Here is a 22410-nt window from a genome sequence, read left to right on the forward strand (position 1 = left end):
AACAAACTGATCGTAATAGATATGTATACATTTTCAAGTAAATTAAAAACTTTTTCCTTCATCTTAATGGCTGTAGGTCTTTTAGGAATTGGATATGGTTTTTTAACTGCACCTAAAGATATTCAAGAAGTTGAAAAACTTCTTGCGGCCGAAAGTCATGGTGGTCATGGTGAAGCTAAACATGAAGCGAAAACTGCTGCTGAATCTTCGCATGAAGCTGGTGCTGCCCACAGCGAAGTTTCCGAAGAGAAAAAAACAGAAGAATCTCATGAAGCAGTGGCTTTAACGGATGACACTACTGAGGTTGCTGAAGCACAACATGCTGAAGCAGTTCACGCTGAAGCAGCTGTTAAAAAAGAAGGTCATGATGTTAGTGAAGAAGCGGAACATACGGAGCATTTGAATCATGTTTTACACCAACTACAAAACAAACCTTGGTCTGCTTTATACGTTGCTTGTATTTTCTTTATGCTTGTTTCTCTTGGAGTATTAGTGTTTTATGCAATTCAACAAGTAGCTCAAGCTGGATGGTCTCCGGTATTATTCAGAGTTATGCAAGGTATAACATCGTATTTACCGGTTGGTTCTGTTATCTTTTTTGTGATTCTAATATTATGTGGTTTGCATTTCAATCATATTTTTATATGGTTAGATCCTGAAGTTGTAGCAAATGATAAATTAATTGCTAATAAAACTGGATATTTAAATTTTCCTTTTTGGATTATTAGAGCAGCTATATTTTTGACAGGTTGGAGTGTATATCAATATTTTTCAAGAAAAAACTGTTTGGCTCAAGATGAAGCAAATGATAACTCGTTTTACAAGAAAAACTTCAACATATCAGCTATGTTTTTAGTTTTCTTCATCGTGTCAGAGTCTATTATGTCTTGGGATTGGATTATGTCTATTGATCCTCACTGGTTTAGTACATTGTTTGGATGGTATGTTTTTGCAAGTTTCTTTGTAAGCGCCATTACAACTATTGCTTTGGTTACTTTATATTTGAAATCAAAAGGTGTTCTGGAACATGTCAATACGAGTCACATTCATGATTTAGCTAAATTCATGTTTGGTTTTAGTATTTTTTGGACTTATTTATGGTTCTCGCAATACATGTTGATTTGGTATGCTAATATCCCTGAAGAGGTAACGTATTTTATCACCAGAATTGAATTATATAATCTTCCATTTTTTGGTGCCGTAGTGATGAATTTTTTATTCCCGTTATTAATATTAATTAATACAGATTTCAAGAGAATTACTTGGGTACTGGTTATGGCAGGAATTGTAATACTGGCAGGTCATTATATTGATTTCTTTAATATGATTATGCCGGGAACTGTAGGAGATAGATGGTTTATCGGTATACCAGAAATAGCATCCGTTCTTTTCTTCTTAGGATTGTTTATTTACGTTGTTTTCACAGCGTTAACTAAAGCTCCTTTGTTAGCAAAAAGAAATCCTTTCATAGAGGAAAGTAAACATTTTCATTATTAATATTTAAAGAAAAAAACAGATGACAAGTTTGTTGGTAATTATAGTTTTAATTTTATTAGCTGTTGCTTTATGGCAATTGACTAAAATATTCGACCTGACACAAGTTGGATCCAATTCAGATAGAACAGAAGTAGCTACAGATAACGACAATAACGTTCAAGGTTATTTGATGTTTGGATTTTTGGCTTTCATTTATATTTTTTCAATTTACGGATTGTTTAAATGGGGACCTCTTGTTCTTCATACACCAGCCTCTGCACATGGTGGTGAAGTAGATAATTTAATGAATATTACATGGGTTCTTATTTTTATAGTTCAGGCTATAACGCAAGTATTGTTGCATTATTTTGCTTTCAAATACAGAGGGAAAAAAGATCAAAAAGCGCTTTATTTTGCAGATAATAATAAGTTAGAAGCTATTTGGAGTGTTATTCCGGCTGTTGTTTTGGCAGGATTGATTCTTTACGGTCTTTTCGCTTGGACCAATATTATGTTTGTTGATGAAGATGAGGATACAATAGTTATTGAATTGTATGCACAACAGTTCAACTGGAAGGCTAGATACTCAGGTAATGATAACGTATTAGGTAAGGCAAATGTAAGATTCATTGAAGGTGCAAATGCTGTAGGTGTTGATTTAGCTGATCCATATGCACAAGATGATATTGTAGTAACGGAATTGCATATTCCTAAAGGTAAAAAAATTCTTTTCAAAATGCGTTCTCAAGATGTTTTGCACTCAGCGTATATGCCTCACTTTAGAGCACAAATGAACTGTGTTCCTGGTATGGTTACACAATTTGCTTTTGAACCTATTTATACCACAGTAGAATATAGAGAATTACCATTTATGGTAGAAAAAGTAGCTAATATTAATGCTTTAAGATCTAAGAAAAGTATAGCATTAGTAGCTAAAGGCGAAACTGCTCTAGATCCTTATACGTTTGATTATTTATTGCTTTGTAATAAAATTTGTGGAGCATCTCATTATAACATGCAAATGAAAATAATTGTAGATACACCGGAAGACTATAAAGCATGGTTGACAGATAAAGCTACAATTGTAAGTGAAGTAAAAGCTGCTATGGCTGAACCTGCTGCTACAGACGGAGCACCTGGTGCAGATTCTACAAAAGCAAAAGATACTGCAGCAGTTGCCGTAGCGATGAAATAATTAATAAGAAAATTTTAAAGTAAACATATATGTCAGCAGAAGGTCACGATCACGCAATAGATCACGAACACGAACATCACCATAAAGACACTTTTATTACTAAATATATTTTTAGTATTGATCATAAAATGATTGCCAAACAATACCTAATTACGGGTATCATTATGGGAATTATTGGAGTAGGAATGTCTATGCTATTTAGAATGCAATTAGCATGGCCAGAAGAATCATTTAAAATTTTCAATATTTTACTTGGTGATAAATTTGCTCCAAACGGAGTAATGACAAATGATATTTATTTGGCATTGGTTACCATACACGGAACCATAATGGTTTTCTTTGTGTTAACGGCTGCTTTAAGTGGTACTTTTAGTAACTTATTAATACCGCTTCAGATTGGTGCACGCGATATGGCATCAGGTTTCATGAATATGGTATCATATTGGTTGTTCTTCCTGTCTAGTATAATCATGGTTAGTTCTCTTTTTGTTGAAGCTGGACCTGCATCTGCTGGATGGACTATTTATCCACCGTTGAGTGCATTGCCACAAGCTATTCCTGGTTCAGGTTTAGGGATGACATTATGGTTAGTTTCAATGGCTATTTTTATTGCATCTTCTTTGATGGGTTCCTTGAATTACGTTGTAACAGTAATTAATTTAAGAACAAAAGGAATGACTATGACTAGATTGCCTCTTACAATTTGGGCTTTCTTTGTAACAGCAATTATTGGTATTGTTTCTTTCCCTGTTCTTTTGTCTGCAGCCTTATTGTTGATTTTTGATAGAAGTTTCGGAACGTCATTCTTCTTGTCAGATATTTATATTGCTGGAGAAGTATTACATTATCAAGGTGGTTCACCAGTTTTGTTTGAACACTTATTTTGGTTCTTAGGACACCCTGAAGTTTATATCGTTTTATTACCTGCTTTGGGTATTACTTCGGAAGTTATTGCAACAAATTCTCGTAAACCAATTTTTGGTTACAGAGCGATGATTATGTCAATTTTGGCAATTGCTTTCTTATCAACAATTGTTTGGGGTCACCACATGTTTATATCGGGTATGAACCCGTTTCTAGGTTCTGTATTTACCTTTACTACATTATTGATTGCTATTCCTTCAGCTGTTAAAGCGTTTAATTACATCACAACACTTTGGAAAGGTAACTTGCAATTGAATCCGGCGATGTTGTTTTCAATTGGCTTAGTTTCTACCTTTATTACAGGGGGTTTAACAGGAATTATTCTTGGAGACAGTACTCTTGATATTAATGTACATGATACTTACTTCGTAGTCGCTCACTTTCACTTAGTAATGGGTATTTCTGCTCTTTACGGTATGTTTGCTGGTATTTACCACTGGTTCCCAAGAATGTTCGGAAGAATGTTAAACAAGAACCTTGGATATGTACACTTTTGGGTAACTGCAATCTGTGCTTATGGAGTTTTCTTCCCAATGCACTTTATAGGATTAGCTGGTTTACCAAGACGTTACTATACAAACACAAACTTTCCATTATTCGATGATTTACAAAATGTAAACGTTTTAATTACAACATTTGCATTAGTGGGAGGAGTTTTTCAATTGGTTTTTTTATACAACTTTTTTAGTAGTATTTTCTACGGTAAAAAATCGGTGATGAATCCATGGAAATCGAATACATTAGAATGGACAGCACCTGTTGAACACATACACGGTAACTGGCCAGGTGAAATTCCTCACGTACATCGTTGGCCTTATGACTACAGTAATCCAGCACACGATGTGGATTTTGTACCTCAAAACGTCCCAATGAAAGAAGGGGAAGAAGTTTTACACCATTAAAATATAAAGTAAAGCCTCTGCGAAAGTAGAGGCTTTTTTTGTGGCGTTTATTTTTTTGTTTCTCTTGTGATACATTTGTTCAGATCCCTTTTTTAATTTTTATGGCATTTAAAATTTAAAATTTATAATTCAGAATTGCTTTGCTATCTTTGTTACATGAATGAAAATTTAGACCCAACATCAAACAGTTACAATTCGGAGGAACTTGATCTTGAAAAAAAATTAAGACCGCTTTCTTTTGATGATTTTGCAGGACAAGACCAAATATTAGAAAACCTAAAAGTTTTTGTGCAAGCTGCAAACCAACGAAATGAAGCACTTGATCATACGCTATTTCATGGTCCTCCCGGTTTAGGAAAAACTACTTTAGCGAATATTCTGGCTAATGAACTTCAAGTTGGTATCAAAATTACTTCTGGGCCAGTTTTAGACAAGCCCGGGGATTTAGCAGGTTTATTGACTAATCTTGAAGAAAGGGACGTTTTGTTTATTGATGAAATTCATCGCTTAAGTCCAATAGTGGAAGAATATTTGTATTCTGCTATGGAGGATTTTAAAATTGATATTATGATTGAATCTGGACCAAATGCAAGAACAGTCCAAATCAATCTAAACCCCTTCACATTGATAGGAGCCACAACCCGTTCCGGTTTATTGACCGCTCCTATGAGAGCACGTTTTGGAATATCGTCCCGTTTACAGTATTATACCACAGAGCTGCTCACCACAATCGTGGAAAGAAGTGCTACCATATTTAAAATGCCAATCTCAATGGAAGCAGCCATAGAAATTGCTGGAAGAAGCCGCGGAACACCTCGTATCGCTAACGCATTGTTACGTCGTGTACGTGATTTTGCCCAGATAAAAGGGAACGGTACAATTGACATAGAAATTGCCCGCTACGCTTTAAAAGCGCTTAATGTTGACGCGCATGGTCTGGACGAAATGGATAATAAAATTTTAACCACCATTATCGATAAATTCAAAGGTGGACCGGTTGGTTTAACAACTTTGGCAACAGCCGTATCCGAAAGCAGCGAAACAATTGAGGAAGTCTATGAGCCGTTTTTGATTCAAGAAGGATTTATCATGAGAACCCCACGCGGTAGGGAAGTGACTGATAAAGCCTACAAGCATTTAGGGAAATTAAATACAAACATTCAAGGAGGTTTATTCTAATTTTTTAGGAGCTATTTCCTGCTATCCGCTATATCCGTGCAGAAAAAGCGTGGGATGCCGCTACTATCAGGGCTAGGGAATTCCATTTATTAACTTCTATTTTTTTAATCATAGACCACAAGGCTACATACACACAGTTTATCAAATCTGAAGCGCAGCGTCTCGGCTTTTTATCTTGTGGAATATCCAAAGCTGGCTTTTTAGAACAAGAGGCGCCACGTTTAGAAAACTGGTTAAAGACCAATAAAAACGGCCAAATGTCCTATATGGAAAACCATTTTGACAAGCGTCTAAATCCAACGTTACTGGTTGATGATGCCAAAAGTGTTGTTTCGCTGTTACTCAATTATTATCCTGAGCAACTTCAAAATTCAGATTCTTATAAAATTTCAAAATATGCGTATGGGCAGGATTATCATTTTGTAATTAAAGAAAAACTCAAAGAATTTTTATTCTCCATTCAATCAACAATAGGAGAAGTTTCTGGTCGTGCATTTGTAGACTCGGCACCAGTACTCGATAAAGCTTGGGCCTCCAAAAGTGGTTTAGGTTGGATTGGCAAAAACAGTAATTTACTGACGCAAAAGGTAGGTTCTTTTTATTTTATTGCTGAACTCATAATCGATTTAGATTTAGATTATGACAATTCTACAACGGATCATTGTGGTACTTGTACCGCTTGCATTGACGCTTGTCCTACGGAGGCCATAGTTGCGCCTTATGTAGTTGATGGCAGCAAATGCATCTCTTATTTCACGATTGAATTAAAAGAGAATATTCCTCAAGAAATGAAAGGAAAGTTTGCTGATTGGGCTTTTGGATGTGATGTGTGTCAGGATGTTTGTCCTTGGAATAAGTTTTCAAAAGCACATAGCGAACCTCTATTTAACCCAAATCCAGAATTACTTTCCATGTCAAAAAAGGATTGGATAGAAATTACCGAAGAAACATTTAAAGCAGTATTTAAAAATTCACCACTTAAAAGAGCTAAGTTTCAAGGAATAAAAAGAAATATTGATTTTATAGAATAACAGTATCTTAGAATTCAATTTGGTTGAATTTTATAGAAGATTCTCTAACGATAACATTAGTTTCTAATTCTATAGTTCTTGGAGTAAAAGGAATTCCTTCTTTATGACAATTCATTTCTTCCAGCAATAAGTTAAAAGATTCAATTCCCATTTGATGACTTGGCTGATTCACAGTACTTAATTTCGGTGTCAGCACTTGCGACATAAACCAATTACTAAACCCAATTACGGCTACTTGTTCTGGTACATTGATTTTATTTTCATTGAAATAGGCTAGTGTACCTACTGCAACCAAATCTGTAATTGCAAAAATACCATCTGTGTCAGGATGCTCATTAATAATTTGCTTTGCAAAATCTCTGCCTTCTTCAAAAGTTACGTTTTCACACGTATAGACTAATTTAGTGTCAAAAGGAATATTATTTTTTTCTAATGCTTTTTTGTAACCTATGTATCGGTCTATTGCGTTTTGAGGATTCAATGGGCCTCGAATATGTGCAATCTTCTTGCAGCCATTATCAATTAAGTGTTGGACTGCATTAAAGGCTGCTTTTTGGTCGTCAATTACTACTTTTGAGCATTTAGAAAGCTTGGCAATCTTGTCAAACATCACAAAAGGAATCTTTCTATTTATTACTTCTTTAATGTGATCGTCGTTGTTGGATTCATTGGATAGCGACATTATAATGCCGTCTACTCTCTTGTTTATAAGGAGTTCTACTTGTTTTTTTTCTAAAGCTAATGTTTCATTAGACTGTAAAATGATAACGAGATATCCATTTTTTTCAGCCTCGTTAATAATGGCATTTACCACATTCGAAAAAAAGTGATGTACTACTTCAGGGATAATTAAACCAATGGTTTTTGACTCTTTTGTTCTTAAATTTACGGCAAAACTATTAGGGGTATAATGTAGTTTTTGAGCAAGTTCAATTACCGCTTTCTTAGTTTTTTCACTAACATCCGGATAGTTTTTCAGTGCTTTTGAAACAGTAGTTATTGAAATTCCCAGTTTTGTTGCAATTTCTTTAAGAGTAATATCTTTCATGAATCGAATTTCTACGTATTTAATTTTAGGAAAATATTTTAGAAATGACTTCCTTTCAAGTCTTCATGTGTTTAGTTTATGTCTATAAAAAACGACTCCAACTTAAAATATTCTTTACCAAGATATTAATTTTTATCTTGTTTTTAGGTTTTTTATCAAAATAAACAAATTAATATTGATTCGTTAAATTTAATAAACAAGGGTTTGTGGTTCCTTTAAGGATTTAATTTTTTATGTTGATTCTCTTTCAATTAAGCGGGTTTCTAATTCAATGGACTGAAAAATTACGGGTAAGTTCTTCTTTTTCAGATTTATTTCATCAAATAAAATCGATGCTGATCTTCTTCCAATTTCAAAAGCAGGTTGGTCCATTGTTGAAAGTTTTGGTGATATAACGCTTGACATAAACCAATTACTGAAGCCTAAAACGGCAATTTGTTGTGGAATGGAAATTCCTGTTTCATTAAAGTATTTAATAATTCCAATAGCCACTAAATCGGTAACGGCAAAAATAGCATCGATTTCTGGATGTTCATCAATTACTTTTTTAGCATTTTCATAACCATCATCAAAATCAGTGTTATTATCACATACAAAAACAAGAGAGGAATTATAAGGAATACCGTTGTCTTCAAGTGCTTTTTTGTATCCTAAAAACCGATCAATAGCATTTTGAGGTAAATAAGACCCTCTGAAATGAGCTATTTTTTTGTATCCTCTTTTTATAAGATAGCTAACAGCATCGTAAGCTGCTTTTTTATCATTAATAGTTACTTTTGAGCAATTTACAAGCTTGGCAATTTTATCAAAAAGTACCAGCGGAGTATTGTGTGCAATAATCGATTTTAAATGTTCAAAATCCCCAGTTTCATTAGACAAGGACATTAAAATACCATCTACTCTTTTATTTAATAACAGATCAATTTGTTTTTTTTCAAACACTAATTTTTCATTGGATTGTAAAATAATAACCAAGTAATCCCTCTTCTCAGCCTCTTCAAGAATTCCTCTAATCACATTTGAAAAAAAATCGTGAACAAGCGTAGGGATTATCAGTCCGATAGTTTTAGATTCTTTTGTTCTAAGGTTGACTGCAAAACTGTTTGGAGTATAATTCAGTTTTTGAGCAAGTTCAATTACCGCTTTTTTTGTTTTTTCACTTACGTCTGAGTATCCTTTTAATGACTTTGAAACTGTTGTTATAGAAATCCCCAATTGAGCGGCAATTTCTTTGAGAGTGGGGTTGTTCATAGTTTATACTCTATTTGTCAAAGCCAAAAAAACTGCTTCCTGAAAACGAATTTACAATTTATTTATTGTAAATCAATTTTCAAAAAACAGTTTGTTTAGGATCTCCTTTTTTGAAGTATTTAATTTTTATTTGAGTTCAATTATTACCGCTTCGTATGGACGTAAAATATTCTTTTTTAGATTTTTGGTATTCGTATAATTGTCTAAAATAATTTTAGATTTAGTGATGGGAATCCCAATGTTGAAGGAAGATTTTTTATCTGAAAAATTCAATAAAATTAATATTTTTTTGCCTTCTAACTCTCTAATGTATGCAAATATATTCGGGTTTTCTCTGTCCAACAACGTATAGTTTCCATAGACAAGAACAGGTTCTTTTTTGCGTAATTGTACTAATGTTCTAAAATAGTTTAAGGCCGAATTTGGGTCTTTTTCCTGTGCTTCAGCATTTATTAAATTGTAATTTGGATTTACTTTCAACCAAGGTTTTCCAGTTGTAAATCCGGCATTTTTCGTTGAATCCCATTGAAAAGGTGTTCTTCCGTTTTCTCTTGAAGTTTGTTTTTGTCCTTCCAAAAACGCTTTCAAATCACCCCCTTTATTTTTTAATCCAATGTATTTATTGCGCGTATCCACATCGTGATAATCTTCTATGGAATCAAAGCGAATGTTAGTCATTCCTAATTCGTCACCGGAATAGTAATAAGGCGTTCCACGCATGGTCATTATAAATGTAGAGAGCATCTTTGAAGAGATTTCTCTGAATTTAGGAGTATCATTTCCAAATTTACTTACCATTCTGGGTTGGTCGTGATTGGCCAGAAAAATCGACAGCCATCCTTTATCTTTAAAAGTTTCGTCATACCTTGAAAAAATATCTTTGTATTTAACAAGACCAAAATTATTGATGTGCTTACCAATGTCGACACTTTCAAAATGATAGGCCATGTCTAATTCTTTTCGGTCTGGATCCACAAACAGCATTGCATCTTCGGGAGTACTTCCGGCACCTTCGGCAACGGTCATAATATCATATTTGCTAAAAACTTCCCGATTCATTTCCTGTAAATAATCATGTAAATGTGGGCCAACTCCGTAGTATTTTATGATGTTTTTCTCATATCCTTTTGGTAATTCGGGCCATGTAGTATCTTTTGAAGCAAACTGAAAAGCATCCATTCTAAAACCATCAATCCCTTTGTCAAGCCAAAAACGCATCATTTCATATATTTCTTGTCTTAGTTTTGGGTTTTCCCAATTTAAATCGGGCTGCTTTTGAGAAAAATAATGCAAATAATAAGCATCAGTTTGGGCGTCATATTTCCAGGCATCGCTATTCACATCAAAAAAACTCCATCGGTAAGGAGGTTTGCCTTTTTCGGCCGGCCACCAATGGTAGTAATCGCGGTATTTATTGTCTCTTGAACTTCTGGATTGTTTGAACCATTCGTGCTCATCGCTACTGTGATTTACGACTAGATCCATGATGAGTTTGATTCCGCGTTCATGCATTCCTTTTAGCAAAAGATCAAAGTCCTGCATAGTCCCAAAATCGGTCATGATTTCTCTGTAATTACTAATGTCATATCCGTTATCATCATTTGGAGAAGTATAAATCGGATTCAGCCAAACCGCATCGATTCCTAGGCTTTTTATGTAATCTAATTTTGAAATGATTCCTTTTAGATCCCCAACTCCATCGCCGTCACTGTCTTTGAAGCTTCGAGGATATACTTGGTACACAACGGCTTCTTTCCACCATTTGGCATCATTTTTTTGACTTGTTTTTACAAATTTGTTTTGAGCTGATATACTTTCAATAGAGAATAACGTAAGAGCAGAAAATAAACATAAAGAGAGAATAAGTTTCATGGTTGTTTGTATTAATATTTTTTTACTGTATTTTTTGTGAGTATTTTATGCCAGCACTATATGATTTATTGGTTTTATATTGGATTCATAAATGCATAGATTTCTTTACTGGATATTTTTGGATTTGCGCCTTCGTTCTTTGCTACAATTGCTCCTAAGGCACAAGCGAAATCAATTGCTTGTTGAGGATTGTTATCAATCAGCAACTCACTTAGCAATCCTGCTAAAAAGGAATCTCCGGAACCCACAGTATCAACAACATCAATTTTATAGCCACTATTGTAGTACATTTTTCCATTATAATACAAAACTGCGCCATGACTTCCTTTGGTTACACAAATGTGTTTTGTGTTAGTTTGTTCAGCAATAAAAAGTATGTTTTGTTCTAATGAATGGTAGGGAGAATTCATGAAAGCACTAATTTCATACAACTCGTCATCATTGAATTTTATAAAATCAGACTGCATCATTAAATTAATCAGTATTTCCTTGGTATAAAAAGGAGTACGTAAATTAACATCGAAAACTGCGTATTTGGCATAGTTTATTATTTCTAAAAGTGAGCCTTGCGAAACAGAATCTCGGCATACAAGACTCCCAAAAACAAGTGCATCCGCTTTTTTGACCCTGATTTCGTCTTCCGGAATACAAACAATTTTATCCCAGGCAACCGGGTAATTTATGGTGTATGAAGCAGAACCTTTTTCGTTTAATTGTACTATTACTTCTCCAGTATTAAAAATTTTGTCAACTTGAATCGAAGTAGTATTTACACCATTCATTCGAACATAATCTATCAATTCACGACCTATTGCATCGGTGCCAGCTCGACTGATTATATGAGTATTTACCCCGAGTGATGCTAGTCTTAGTGCTACATTCAATGGTGCGCCACCAATTTTTCTATGTGTTGGAAAAACATCAAATAATACTTCTCCAAAACAAACGATGCTGAGTTTTTCTTTTAAATTATTCATTGTTAACCATTTTGTGTTCCAATTCTTCTAACGATAAACCTTTGGTTTCTGGCATCATAAACAATACAAAAACCAATTGTAGCACCATCATAAAGGCAAAAAATGCAAAGATTGGCCAAGGATTTACTTTGAACAAGTCAATGACAACCGGTCCGGCCAAAGTAATTAATGCAGCAAAAATCCAGTGAATTCCTGTCCCAAAAGATTGTCCGTTAGCTCTAACATTATTTGGAAATATTTCTGAAATGAATACCCAAATTACGGCACCCTGTCCAATAGCATGAGAAGCTATAAACAACATGATTGATGTCATCAAAAGGATAGGACCCAGATTATTGTAAAAGGCAAGAGCAACCATGCCTAAACTTATAATGTAACCTAATGAGCCTATGATCATGAGCTGTTTTCGTCCTAAAACATCTATTAATCGCATTCCGGCAATGGTAAAAATTAAATTTGTTACTCCAATTAGGATAGAGTTCAGCAAGGATTCTTTTGAACCTAATCCTGCCATTTCCAATATTTCCGGGGCATAGTATAGAATAAAATTAATTCCTGATAGTTGGTTGAAAAAAGCCAGTAAAAAAGCTAAAATGATAGGGAGTTTGTATTTTTTTGAAAAGATAGATTCCTTTACAGAAGTCTCCATTAAATCTTTTTTGATTTCATGAAAATTTTCTAAAGCCTCTTGTTTACTGTAAATCATTTCAAGGACTTTCATCCCGGCTGCGTCATCTCTTTTTTTCAATATTAACCAGCGCGGACTATCCGGAATTTGTAAAACGATTAGACTGTAAATAAATGCAGGAAGCGCAACAATACCAATCATCCAACGCCAGTCATTTTCTCCACCAACACCTTCGAATAAATAATTGGAAAAGAAGGCAATCAAGATCCCGAATACAATATTAAACTGAAATAATGTTCCTAACTTCCCTCTGTTTTGTGGAGTGGAAATTTCTGAAATGTAAATAGGAGCTGCCACGGATGAAGCTCCAACACCAATACCGCCAATGAAACGGAAAAATGAAAACGTATAAGGATCTTGTGCAAATGCTGAACCTAAAGCCGATACTAAAAATAGGATTCCAATCCAGAACAATGTTTTCTTTCGACCCAATTTGTCACATGGAATCCCTCCTAACAAAGAACCCAATACGGTTCCCCATAAAGCCATTGACATGATAAAAATTCCATGAAATAATGGAGTGGTGTGCCATAATTCTTTGATGGGTAAATTGGCACCAGATATTACAACGGTATCAAAGCCAAATAAAAATCCCGCAACAGCTACAGTAAGGGACCAGTTTCGAACGTTATTCATTTTTTATAATTTATGGTTATTAGTTTTGGTTTTATAAATGTATGTATTGTTACCAGATTCCTTTAATTCTATGGACAGTAAGGTTTTTTATTTCTTGTTTCTCATTAGATTGGATGCTTAGTTTTGTATAGGGCTTGTTCGGGAAAATTTGTTCCGTAAAGCTATATACTCCTTCATTTAGGAAAATTTCTATAGAGGACCAATCTAAAATAATTTGGTAATCAATAGTTTCCGAAATGACATTTGGTGTTGCAGTTTTATGGATTTCTTTTCCAAAGTTTTGTTCGAAATTTACTATTCCGGAATGGCGTCTGTCTATCGAAAAGGTTTTTTGTGCAGCATCATAATTTACAACCAATGAATCATTTACTTCGTTAGAAAAAATCAGTTTTAAATTTTTTGAAGCGGCTTTAAACTTTATTTCAGATTGGTTGAAATTATCATAAGTAAAATTGATTTTTTGCTGTGGTTTAATACGCAACAAATCCTTTGAGAATTCTGAAACCAATTGTTTTTTGAATGGTTCAACAGGACTATTTTTTAGAACATAACTATTGTTTATTTTTACAAGAGAAAGTTCTCGAGGCAATGTCATGGCGCTTCTCCAGTTTTTTGTGGGTGTATTTCTGGCATACAGCCAATTGCTCATCCAGCCTAAAAATAGTCTCTTGTTGTCAGGTGTATTGTTATATGTAACTCCTGCATAATTATCGGTGCCGTTGTCAATCCATTTAATGTCTTTTTGGGTAGTTTTAAAACTTTTTCCATCAAAATCACCTACGAAATACTGTGTTCCGGAACCGCCATTTGGTGCGCCAGGATTGATACTGATCAGTAAAACCCATTTTTCTTCTTTGGAACCGGCAACTTTTAATTTGAAAATATCAGGGCATTCCCAAACACCGCCATGAGCACCTATTTTTTTGCCAAATTCACTTTCGAATTTCCAATTAATTAAATTTTCAGAGGTGTAAAATTGAGCATGATCTCCGGCTACTAATACCATATTCCAAAGATTAGTTTCACTGTTCCAAAAAACTTTAGGATCTCTGAAATCTTTTAAACCGGAATTTTTAACAATAGGATTTTTTTCATATTTCAACCAAGTCTCCCCTGCATCTAAGCTGTAAGCCAATCCTTGAGTTTGATAATCTGATCTGCCCGCTTTTTCGCCTGCCATATCGTGATACGTAAAAATCGCAACCATCGGCGGATTTTCTGTAGTTCCTAAACCGGAAGTATTATTTTGATCTACAACCGCACTTCCTGAAAATATCATTCCTAATTTATCAGGAAATAAAGCAATTTTTTTGTGTGTCCAATGAATTAAATCGGTGCTTGTGGCATGTCCCCAATGCATCGGTCCCCAAACAATATCATCAGGGTAATATTGGTAAAACAAATGATAAATTCCTTTATAGAAAACCATACCGTTAGGGTCATTCATCCATTTTTTTTCTGGAGAAAAATGAAATTGTGGTCTAAACGGTTCTTTGTATGTCTCTGTAGAATCAATTTTTATTTTTTCAGAAGAATTAATGGCAATGACTGTATTGGTTTCTTCTTTTTTACAAGAAAACATGAATAATGTGCTGCCAAATAAGAAGAAAATCGATAGAATGTTATTTGCGAACTTCATTAAAAAAAGAATTTATTATTATATTGTCTTCATAAAAATAGAATTCTATTTTTTAATTATTCAAAATAGTATCATTAAAAACGTTTTCGATATGTCGAAAACGTTTTCGATTTGTATTCCATGTACTATATGGAACTATTCAATTTTTTAATAAATAAATTATATAAGTTTGAAAATATTATTAAAAAATATAAATATGATTTCAACATTTAAGAGTCTAGTTTTCCTGCTTTTAACAAGTTCAATTGTTTTTGGACAAACTAAATCAGACGAATGGCATTTACGGGCAAATTCCAGAGAAAATTATTTTGGTGTAGCCATGGCAAATGGACAAATAGGAATTGTTACAGATGACACGCCTTTAAAAACGAAAGAAATTATTCTGAACGGAGTTTATGATGGTAGTCCTGAAAATGGAATTAGTAGAATTGTTAGAGGGATTGAGTTTTTGAATCTGCATTTGAATATAAACAATCAAGAAATCAAATCAGATAATATTGATAACTGGAGTCAAGTAGTTGCTATGAAAGAAGGAACAAGTACCACTTCATTTTCATTTAAAAATTTAGCAAATATCAATTATACGATTTTGGCTAATAGAGCGGTTCCTTTTTCAGCGATGGCGATTGTCGAAATTACTCCTATAAAGGATATCGAAATTACCGCTGCTAATTATATGGTAGTTCCTGATGAATTGAAAGAAGCGAAAAGTCAGTTTCGGGTTTTGAAAGACAATCAGTATTTAATGCCGGTTTTTGGGACAGTCGCTAAAACGTTAACTGGGAAATATACGGTTGCTGCTTCAACAACATTTCTTTTTGACGGGCAAGGAGAAACTTTGAAGCAAACCGGAAATGAAGTTGGTTTTACTAAAAAATTAATGAAGGGTAAAAAATACCGTTTTGCTGTTGCAGGAGGAATTTGCACTTCAAAAGATGTTACTGATCCTTTGAACGAATCCGAAAGACAGCCCATATATGCTTTACAGGAAGGAATTGATAAATTATTGAATCGTCATAAACAAGCTTGGGCCGAATTATGGAATACCGGTGATATTCAAATTGAAGGAGATCTTGATGCGCAACAACGCGTACGTTTTGCCTTGTTCAATTTGTATTCGTATATCCGTCCGGAAACCAGACAAAGTATTGCACCAATGGGATTATCCTCACAAGGATATAACGGACACATTTTTTGGGACACGGAGCTTTGGATGTATCCAACACTTTTGGCGTTACAGCCAGATATGGCGAAATCGTGTTTAGATTATCGTTCAGACCGTTTGCAAAAAGCAAAACAAAAAGCTTTTATTTATGGGTATAAAGGAGCGATGTATCCTTGGGAATCTGATGATACAGGGGAAGAGGCTACACCGACTTGGGCTTTGACCGGAATTTTTGAGCAACACATCACAGCAGATATTTCGATTGCATTTTGGAATTACTACAGTTATACACAAGATAAATCCTGGTTGAGAAAAGAATGGGCGGTTCTGAAAGAAACAGCAGATTTTTGGGTAAGTCGTGTAGTTAAAAACCAAGATGGAAGTTACTCCATTCTGAATGTTGTTGGTGCCGATGAATATGCGCAACACGTAGATGATAATGCTTTTACAAATGCATCAGCTATTGAGTCTTTGAAAAATACGATCAAAGCGGCAACAATTTTGAACGAACCGATCAATCCAAAATGGGCAGCAGTATCGGAGAAATTAGTTATTCACAGAGTGAATGGGATTACTCAAAATTATAAAGGGTATCAGGGCCAAATGATAAAACAAGCGGATGTGAATTTGTTAGCGTATCCTTTACATATAATCACAGACAAAGTTCAAATTGAAAAAGATTTGGAATACTACTCCGAGAAAATAGATAAAAAAGATGGTCCTGCGATGGCCTCTGGAGTTTTATCTGTTTTGTATGCACGATTAGGGGATAGAGAAAAAGCCTATAGTTATTTTGTGAAGTCCTATTTGCCAAATAGTCGTCCGCCTTTTGGTGTGTTTTCAGAATCAGCCAATAGTAACAATCCGTATTTTGCAACAGGCGCGGGAGCGATGCTTCAGGCGGTTATTTATGGTTTTGGCGGAGTGGAGCAAACGGATATGGGGTTGAAATACAATAAAGGATTGTTACCCAAACAATGGAAATCGTTAAAGATTATTGGAATTGGAGTTGACAATAAAACAATTGTTATTAAATAATTAAGTTAAAGATTTTTTTGCCACGAATGCATAATTCAATCTGTTTATAATGGATTTAATTGTTGTATTTGTGGCTTTTTTATTTCTATTTTTTTGGATTGTCATCAAAGAAGATTCTCAAACACTGGATGAGTTTGTTAAATAAACCCGTTGGGTGTAATTGCGTTTTTAACATATAGAAATAAAGAACTAAAATGTTGGAAGTCGTCTCACTTTTTTAAAGAAAATCATGCTGTGTGAATCCAAGAATTGTACTATTTGACTCTTTTTTTATGTTTCTATGTGGTTCAATTTTTTTATTTAAGATTATTTTTACATTTAAAATATTAAGGATTTTTCTGTTTAAAACATAATGTTAGTGTATCTAGATCTTAAAGTTAATGTGTTTTTTGATGCATGACAGTTTTTTTAGCGTTACGAAATGGTAAATTAAGCAGATGTAGTTTTTTTGGCCAAATGTTTAGAGGTATGTTTGTTTTGTCAAGTTAAAATTATTAATTTACAGCAAAAAATGATTTTACTTTAAATAATTCGCAATGTTCTTTCTTAATAATCATTATTTTTGATAAAAACGCAATGATTTTTCGCTATAAAAGCGAAAATAATACAATAATAGTTTTTTTAGTGCCATTTTTTTGTGTTTATTATAATTATAACACTAATTTTTTAAGGTATTAATTTTAAAATCGAAAACGTTTTCGGCGTAACGAAAACGTTATAGTTTAGTAAAATCTTAATATTATCATAAAATTATAATTATGTTTGAACTTAATATTTAAAACAAACCATTAAAACAAATTATTAACCAACTTATTTATTACGTATGAAAAATAGTCTAATTAAAGGCTTGATGGTGTTTCTAACGATGCTATGTACAAGTTTGACATATTCGCAAGATGTGTCTGGAACTGTATCTGATGCTAGCGGTCCGCTTCCAGGGGCTTCTATCTTAGTTAAAGGAACAACAAATGGAGCACAAACGGATTTTGATGGGAAATTTACTATCAAAAATGTTGGCTCAAACGCAGTTTTAGTTTTTAGTTACATTGGTCTTAAAAGTCAAGAGCTAAATGTAGCAGGGAAAAGCACCGTTAGTGTTGTATTACAAGAGGATTCAGCAGAACTGAAAGAAGTAATCGTCATTGGTTACGGAACAGTTAGAAAGAAAGACGCAACTGGAGCGGTAGACATGATTACTTCAGAAGATTTCGATAATGTTGCAGCAACGTCACCTGCGGAATTATTAAGAGGTAAAGTCTCAGGAGTTCAGGTAACACAATCTAGTGGAGAGCCTGGTGCAGGAGTTTCTATAAGAATTAGAGGTAATTCATCTATACGATCCGGGAATGGACCATTAATCGTTATTGATGGAGTTCCGCTTGACGGAGGAAATGTTTCTTCCGGAGGTTCTGAAATTGCTGATTTAGGGGCTTCTTCGGCTAAAAACCCATTAAATTTTGTGAATCAAAATGATATCGAGAGTATGAGTATTCTAAAGGATGCCTCTTCTACGGCTATTTATGGTTCTCGTGGTGCGAATGGTGTTATTGTTATCACAACTAAAAAGGGAAAATCAAAAATTCCTCAGCTAACGTACAATACATCTGTTAGTTTTAGTAAAATGTCAGGCGATTTTAAGTTGCTTAACGGTGATGAGTTTGTTGCTGCAGGTGGAGTGGATAGAGGATCAAGGTCTTACAATTGGGAAGATGCTATTTTGCGTGGTGGTTTCTCTAATAATCATGATATTGCATTCAGTAGTTCAACGGATAATTCAAATACCAGACTTTCATTTGGAGCCAATGTAACAGATGGAATTGTAAAAAATACGGGTATTGATAAATACACGGCGTCTTTTGCAAACACAAATGAATTTTTCAATAAAGCCTTGAAAGTTGAATCAAGATTGCTGTATGCTGCAATTAAAGACGAAACAACTTTGTTAAGTAATAATGCGGGTTACATAGGGAATTTAATTGGTACGGCACTTTACTGGAATCCAACTTTACCTATTTATCAAGCTAATGGCGATTATACTTTTGTTGGTAATGATTATTTGAATCCAGTAGAATTGTTAGATTCCTATAAAGATTATACCAACACGAATAAGATATTAGGAAACATTAACGCTACACTGAAAATTACGGATCATTTGAAATACCAAGTTTTATTTGGTATCGAAACGTCAACTTCAATAAGAAAAAGACAAATAGCTCCTACAATCGAAATTAATAGCCAAGATCTTGTGAAAAGTGATGCTGCTAATGGCGGTATTACAAAAAGAGGGTTTGCTGAAATTGCTGATTTAACTAAATTCAACAAAACATTAGAGCATACATTTACGTATACTAATGATTTTAGCGACAATTTATCCGTAAATGGTTTAGTGGGCTATTCCTATTATTCTTATGATGTAGATGGAAGTAGTGCAAGAGGTCATGGATATGTTCCAGAACAAACAAATTTGATAGACAATATTCAAGGCGGTATTCAAGCGGAATTTAGAGCTTCGTCTTTTAGAAATAAAACGGAATTACAATCGTATTTTGCCAGAGCTGAATTCGTTGTTTATAAAGATTTGATTCTTACTGGTACAGTTCGTGCTGACGGATCAACTAAATTAGGTGCTGATAATAAATGGGGTTACTTTCCTTCTGTAGGTGCAGCTTACAAATTGATAAGCAGTAAAGACGGGGCGGTAAACGACTTTAAAATTAGAGGAAATTATGGTATCACTGGAAATCAAGAATTTGCTGTGAATTCAGCGGTTTCTAAAGCAAATTACGGAAATGGTGGTTCGCCAAATACCATATCCGGAGCCAATAATTTATTGCGTTGGGAAACAACCACGTCCTATGGTATAGGTACTGATTTTACCTTCTTGAAAAATCGCTTAACAGGTTCATTGGATTATTTCAATAGAGATACTAAGGATTTAATTGCTCCTGTACCGCAAGCTACAGCGCAACCAGGACCAGGATCAAACAGAAGCGTTAACTTACCGGGGAATTTAATTAACAAAGGTTTTGAAGCTGCTTTGAGTTATAAAGTTATTGATACTGAGGACATGGCTTGGGATATTTCAGGAAATGTTGCTTTCTTAGACAATGAGATCAAAAATTTTGGTTCAGTATCGTTATTAGCAGGCGGAATAAATGGTCAAGGTTTGTCAGGTGCTAATGCTGAAATTATTAAAGATGGTTACCCATTATACACTTATTTCTTATACGATTTCCGTGGGTATGATGCAACGGGTAATTCTATCTATGCTGCAGCTGATGGATCTGATACCGGTTTAGGTAATGCTGACAAAAAATTATTAGACAAACAACCGTTACCAAAAATAAATTTAGGTTTTTCTACTAATTTTTCTTACAAAAGATTTGATGTAGGAGCTTCGTTTTATGGTGCTTTTGGTCATTATTTATATAATAACACGGCTAATGCTTATTTCTTTAAAGGAGCATTAATTGGAGGAAGAAACGTAACTCCAGAGGCAGCAGCTTCGCCTCAGGTTCAGTCTGACCCAAACTCACCATCAACAAAATACTTAGAAAGTGGTGATTTCTTAAGAATGGGGAATTTAACAGTAGGGTATACTTTTAAAGGCGATGTTTTAGAAAAATTAAAAATTAAATCAGCGCGTTTCTTTGTAAGTGGACAAAACTTGTTCGTTATCACTGGATATTCTGGATTTGACCCGGAAGTAGATACTGATAAAGCTTTAAATGGAGTACCTTCTGCAGGTATGGATTATTTATCCTATCCAAGAGAAAAAAGTATTGCTATTGGACTTAATGTAACATTTTAATTAACAAAAAATGAAAAGAATAAATATTATAAAAAGCATCTTTTTTATAGGTACAATTGCATTTGGTGTGAGTTGTACAAATTTAGAAGAAGAAGTATTAGATGGCTATGTCACTGCTGATGGCGCTGGTGGTAATGTAAATACAGGAAACTTTCTGCAATCTGCTTATGAAGGATTAAGAGGTTTTCAGGACCAAGACAAAATGTTTACCATGAACGAAATGTCTGGTGATGGATTGGTAGGTCCAACCAGAGGAGGCGACTGGGATGATAATGCTAAATGGAGACAATTTCACGTTCATACTTGGGGATCAGACAATGTGGAAATTAGAAATGCATGGAATGCCTTGTTGACAAATGTTTATAATTGTAATTTGGTGATCAATAACACTGCAACTGCTCAACAAAAAACGCAAGCTCGTTTTTTAAGAGCCTTCTATTATTACAACGTAATTGATTTATTTGGGCAAGCGCCTTATAGAGAAGTAGGGTCCCTTATTACTGAAAGTCCAAAATTCTGGTCTCGAAAGGAAGCTACTGCATTTGTTATTACGGAGTTAGAAGCTGTTTTGGCAGATTTGCAACCACGTGTTGCCAATGACGCAAGTATAGCAAATAAAGATGCATGTAATTTTTTATTAGCTAAATTGTATTTGAATAAAGCAGTTTTTAATGCGGATAACGCCTCAGGTCCTTATACTTTTGATGCTGCTGATATGAATAAAGTTATCACTCATGTTAATGCGATAAATAGTTCATTAGTATCAGAATACTGGAGTAATTTTGCACCAACAAACAACACATCCGGGGAAATTTTATTTTCTTCTAAAAATGTACTTGGTACAGGTGGAGGTATTCAGTCCAGATGGAGAATGAGTATGCACTACAATCAAACTCCAGATGGTTGGAATGGTTTTGCTACGGTAGCAGAATATTACAATAGATTTGATGCTGCGGATGATCGCAGACAACATACTTCATCATCGATCATCGCTAATTTTGGTAATCCTATTGGGTTTCAAGCTGGACAAATGTTCGCTCCGGGAGGAGTGACACCTTTGAAAGACAGAACTGGTAGACCATTGTTTTATACTGCTGCGGTTACCATGATCACAAGTGGAGCTACTTTAGAAACTGCGGGTATACGAACTCAGAAATATGAGCCAGACAATGCTAATTTAGGGAATCCTGCTAATGATTATGTTTTAATGCGTTATTCTGATGCCTTGCTGATGAAAGCTGAAGCGGCCTTAAGAGGTGGTACAGGTGGAGCAGCAACAGCTAAATCAATAATCGATCAAATAAAGGTTAGAGCTAAATTGACGCCAAGTTTAAGTGCAGCAACTTTAGATGCTGTGTACTTAGAAAGAGGTAAAGAATTATGGTATGAAGGCTGGAGAAGAAATGACATGATCCGTTTTGAGAAATTTTTAGCTCCAAGAGAGTTAAAACCAACTACTTCAGATGGTAAATACGCATTATACCCAATTCCAGCGGATGCATTGTTTAATCCTAATGTAGTTCAAAACCCTGGTTATTAAAGATTTTTTTACTATTAATTATTTTTTGAGTTAGTTTT

The 22410-nt window shown here is 34.4% G+C and carries 14 protein-coding genes; 8 read left to right on the forward strand and 6 right to left on the reverse strand.

From position 1 onward, the window contains the following. Positions 1–21 precede the first annotated feature (21 nt). The 5 genes from ACNQGD_RS00995 to queG all read left to right on the forward strand — a co-directional run bounded on the left by ACNQGD_RS00995 (position 22) and on the right by queG (position 6707). A complete protein-coding gene (locus ACNQGD_RS00995) occupies positions 22–1497 on the forward strand; it encodes a quinol:cytochrome C oxidoreductase (RefSeq protein WP_417998002.1) in 1476 nt (491 codons plus the stop codon). 19 nt (positions 1498–1516) lie between these two features. Then, entirely contained in the window at positions 1517–2671 is a 1155-nt protein-coding gene (locus tag ACNQGD_RS01000) for a cytochrome c oxidase subunit II (RefSeq protein ID WP_417998003.1), read from the forward strand. A 29-nt stretch (positions 2672–2700) separates the two neighbouring features. Next, positions 2701–4497, forward strand: a complete 1797-nt coding sequence (locus tag ACNQGD_RS01005; protein WP_417993356.1) for a cytochrome c oxidase subunit I — start codon at positions 2701–2703, stop codon at positions 4495–4497. Positions 4498–4653: 156 nt separating this feature from the next. Beyond that, positions 4654–5676 carry a Holliday junction branch migration DNA helicase RuvB gene (gene ruvB / locus ACNQGD_RS01010; RefSeq protein WP_099714294.1) on the forward strand — a complete coding sequence of 341 codons (1023 nt, stop codon included), beginning with the start codon at positions 4654–4656 and terminating at the stop codon, positions 5674–5676. A gap of 110 nt (positions 5677–5786) precedes the next feature. Beyond that, entirely contained in the window at positions 5787–6707 is a 921-nt protein-coding gene (gene queG, locus ACNQGD_RS01015; RefSeq protein ID WP_417998264.1) for a tRNA epoxyqueuosine(34) reductase QueG, read from the forward strand. A 7-nt stretch (positions 6708–6714) separates the two neighbouring features. On the opposite strand, the gene ACNQGD_RS01020 is transcribed toward queG, so the two are convergent. The 6 genes from ACNQGD_RS01020 to ACNQGD_RS01045 all read right to left on the reverse strand — a co-directional run bounded on the left by ACNQGD_RS01020 (position 6715) and on the right by ACNQGD_RS01045 (position 14818). Then, positions 6715–7755: a LacI family DNA-binding transcriptional regulator gene (locus tag ACNQGD_RS01020; protein ID WP_417995912.1), complete on the reverse strand. Its 1041-nt coding sequence runs from the start codon at positions 7753–7755 to the stop codon at positions 6715–6717. Between the two features lie 231 nt (positions 7756–7986). Beyond that, the gene (locus ACNQGD_RS01025) at positions 7987–9006 is read right to left on the reverse strand and encodes a LacI family DNA-binding transcriptional regulator (protein ID WP_417993358.1); all 1020 of its coding nucleotides are present in this window, start codon (positions 9004–9006) and stop codon (positions 7987–7989) included. A gap of 126 nt (positions 9007–9132) precedes the next feature. Next, complete coding sequence (locus ACNQGD_RS01030) at positions 9133–10878, reverse strand: glycoside hydrolase family 13 protein (protein WP_417998004.1); 1746 nt, start codon at positions 10876–10878, stop codon at positions 9133–9135. Between the two features lie 74 nt (positions 10879–10952). Next, positions 10953–11855, reverse strand: a complete 903-nt coding sequence (locus tag ACNQGD_RS01035) for a carbohydrate kinase family protein (RefSeq protein WP_417998005.1) — start codon at positions 11853–11855, stop codon at positions 10953–10955. Further along, positions 11848–13179, reverse strand: a complete 1332-nt coding sequence (locus ACNQGD_RS01040) for a sugar porter family MFS transporter (RefSeq protein ID WP_417995915.1) — start codon at positions 13177–13179, stop codon at positions 11848–11850. Before ACNQGD_RS01040 ends, ACNQGD_RS01035 begins: the two co-directional genes overlap by 8 nt. 49 nt (positions 13180–13228) lie before the next feature. Continuing rightward, positions 13229–14818, reverse strand: coding sequence for a glycoside hydrolase family 32 protein (locus ACNQGD_RS01045; protein WP_417998006.1), 1590 nt, complete (start codon positions 14816–14818; stop codon positions 13229–13231). Positions 14819–15014: 196 nt separating this feature from the next. Here ACNQGD_RS01045 and ACNQGD_RS01050 point away from each other — a divergent pair, with 196 nt between their 5' ends. From ACNQGD_RS01050 to ACNQGD_RS01060, 3 genes are all read left to right on the forward strand, one after another. Continuing rightward, complete coding sequence (locus tag ACNQGD_RS01050) at positions 15015–17021, forward strand: glycosyl hydrolase family 95 catalytic domain-containing protein (protein ID WP_417998007.1); 2007 nt, start codon at positions 15015–15017, stop codon at positions 17019–17021. Positions 17022–17844: 823 nt separating this feature from the next. After that, positions 17845–20832 carry a SusC/RagA family TonB-linked outer membrane protein gene (locus ACNQGD_RS01055; protein WP_417998008.1) on the forward strand — a complete coding sequence of 996 codons (2988 nt, stop codon included), beginning with the start codon at positions 17845–17847 and terminating at the stop codon, positions 20830–20832. A gap of 10 nt (positions 20833–20842) precedes the next feature. Next, complete coding sequence (locus ACNQGD_RS01060) at positions 20843–22372, forward strand: RagB/SusD family nutrient uptake outer membrane protein (RefSeq protein ID WP_417998009.1); 1530 nt, start codon at positions 20843–20845, stop codon at positions 22370–22372. The last annotated feature ends 38 nt before the right edge of the window (positions 22373–22410 follow it).

Source organism: Flavobacterium glucosi (assembly GCF_048286535.1).
In the GTDB taxonomy this organism is placed as follows: domain Bacteria; phylum Bacteroidota; class Bacteroidia; order Flavobacteriales; family Flavobacteriaceae; genus Flavobacterium.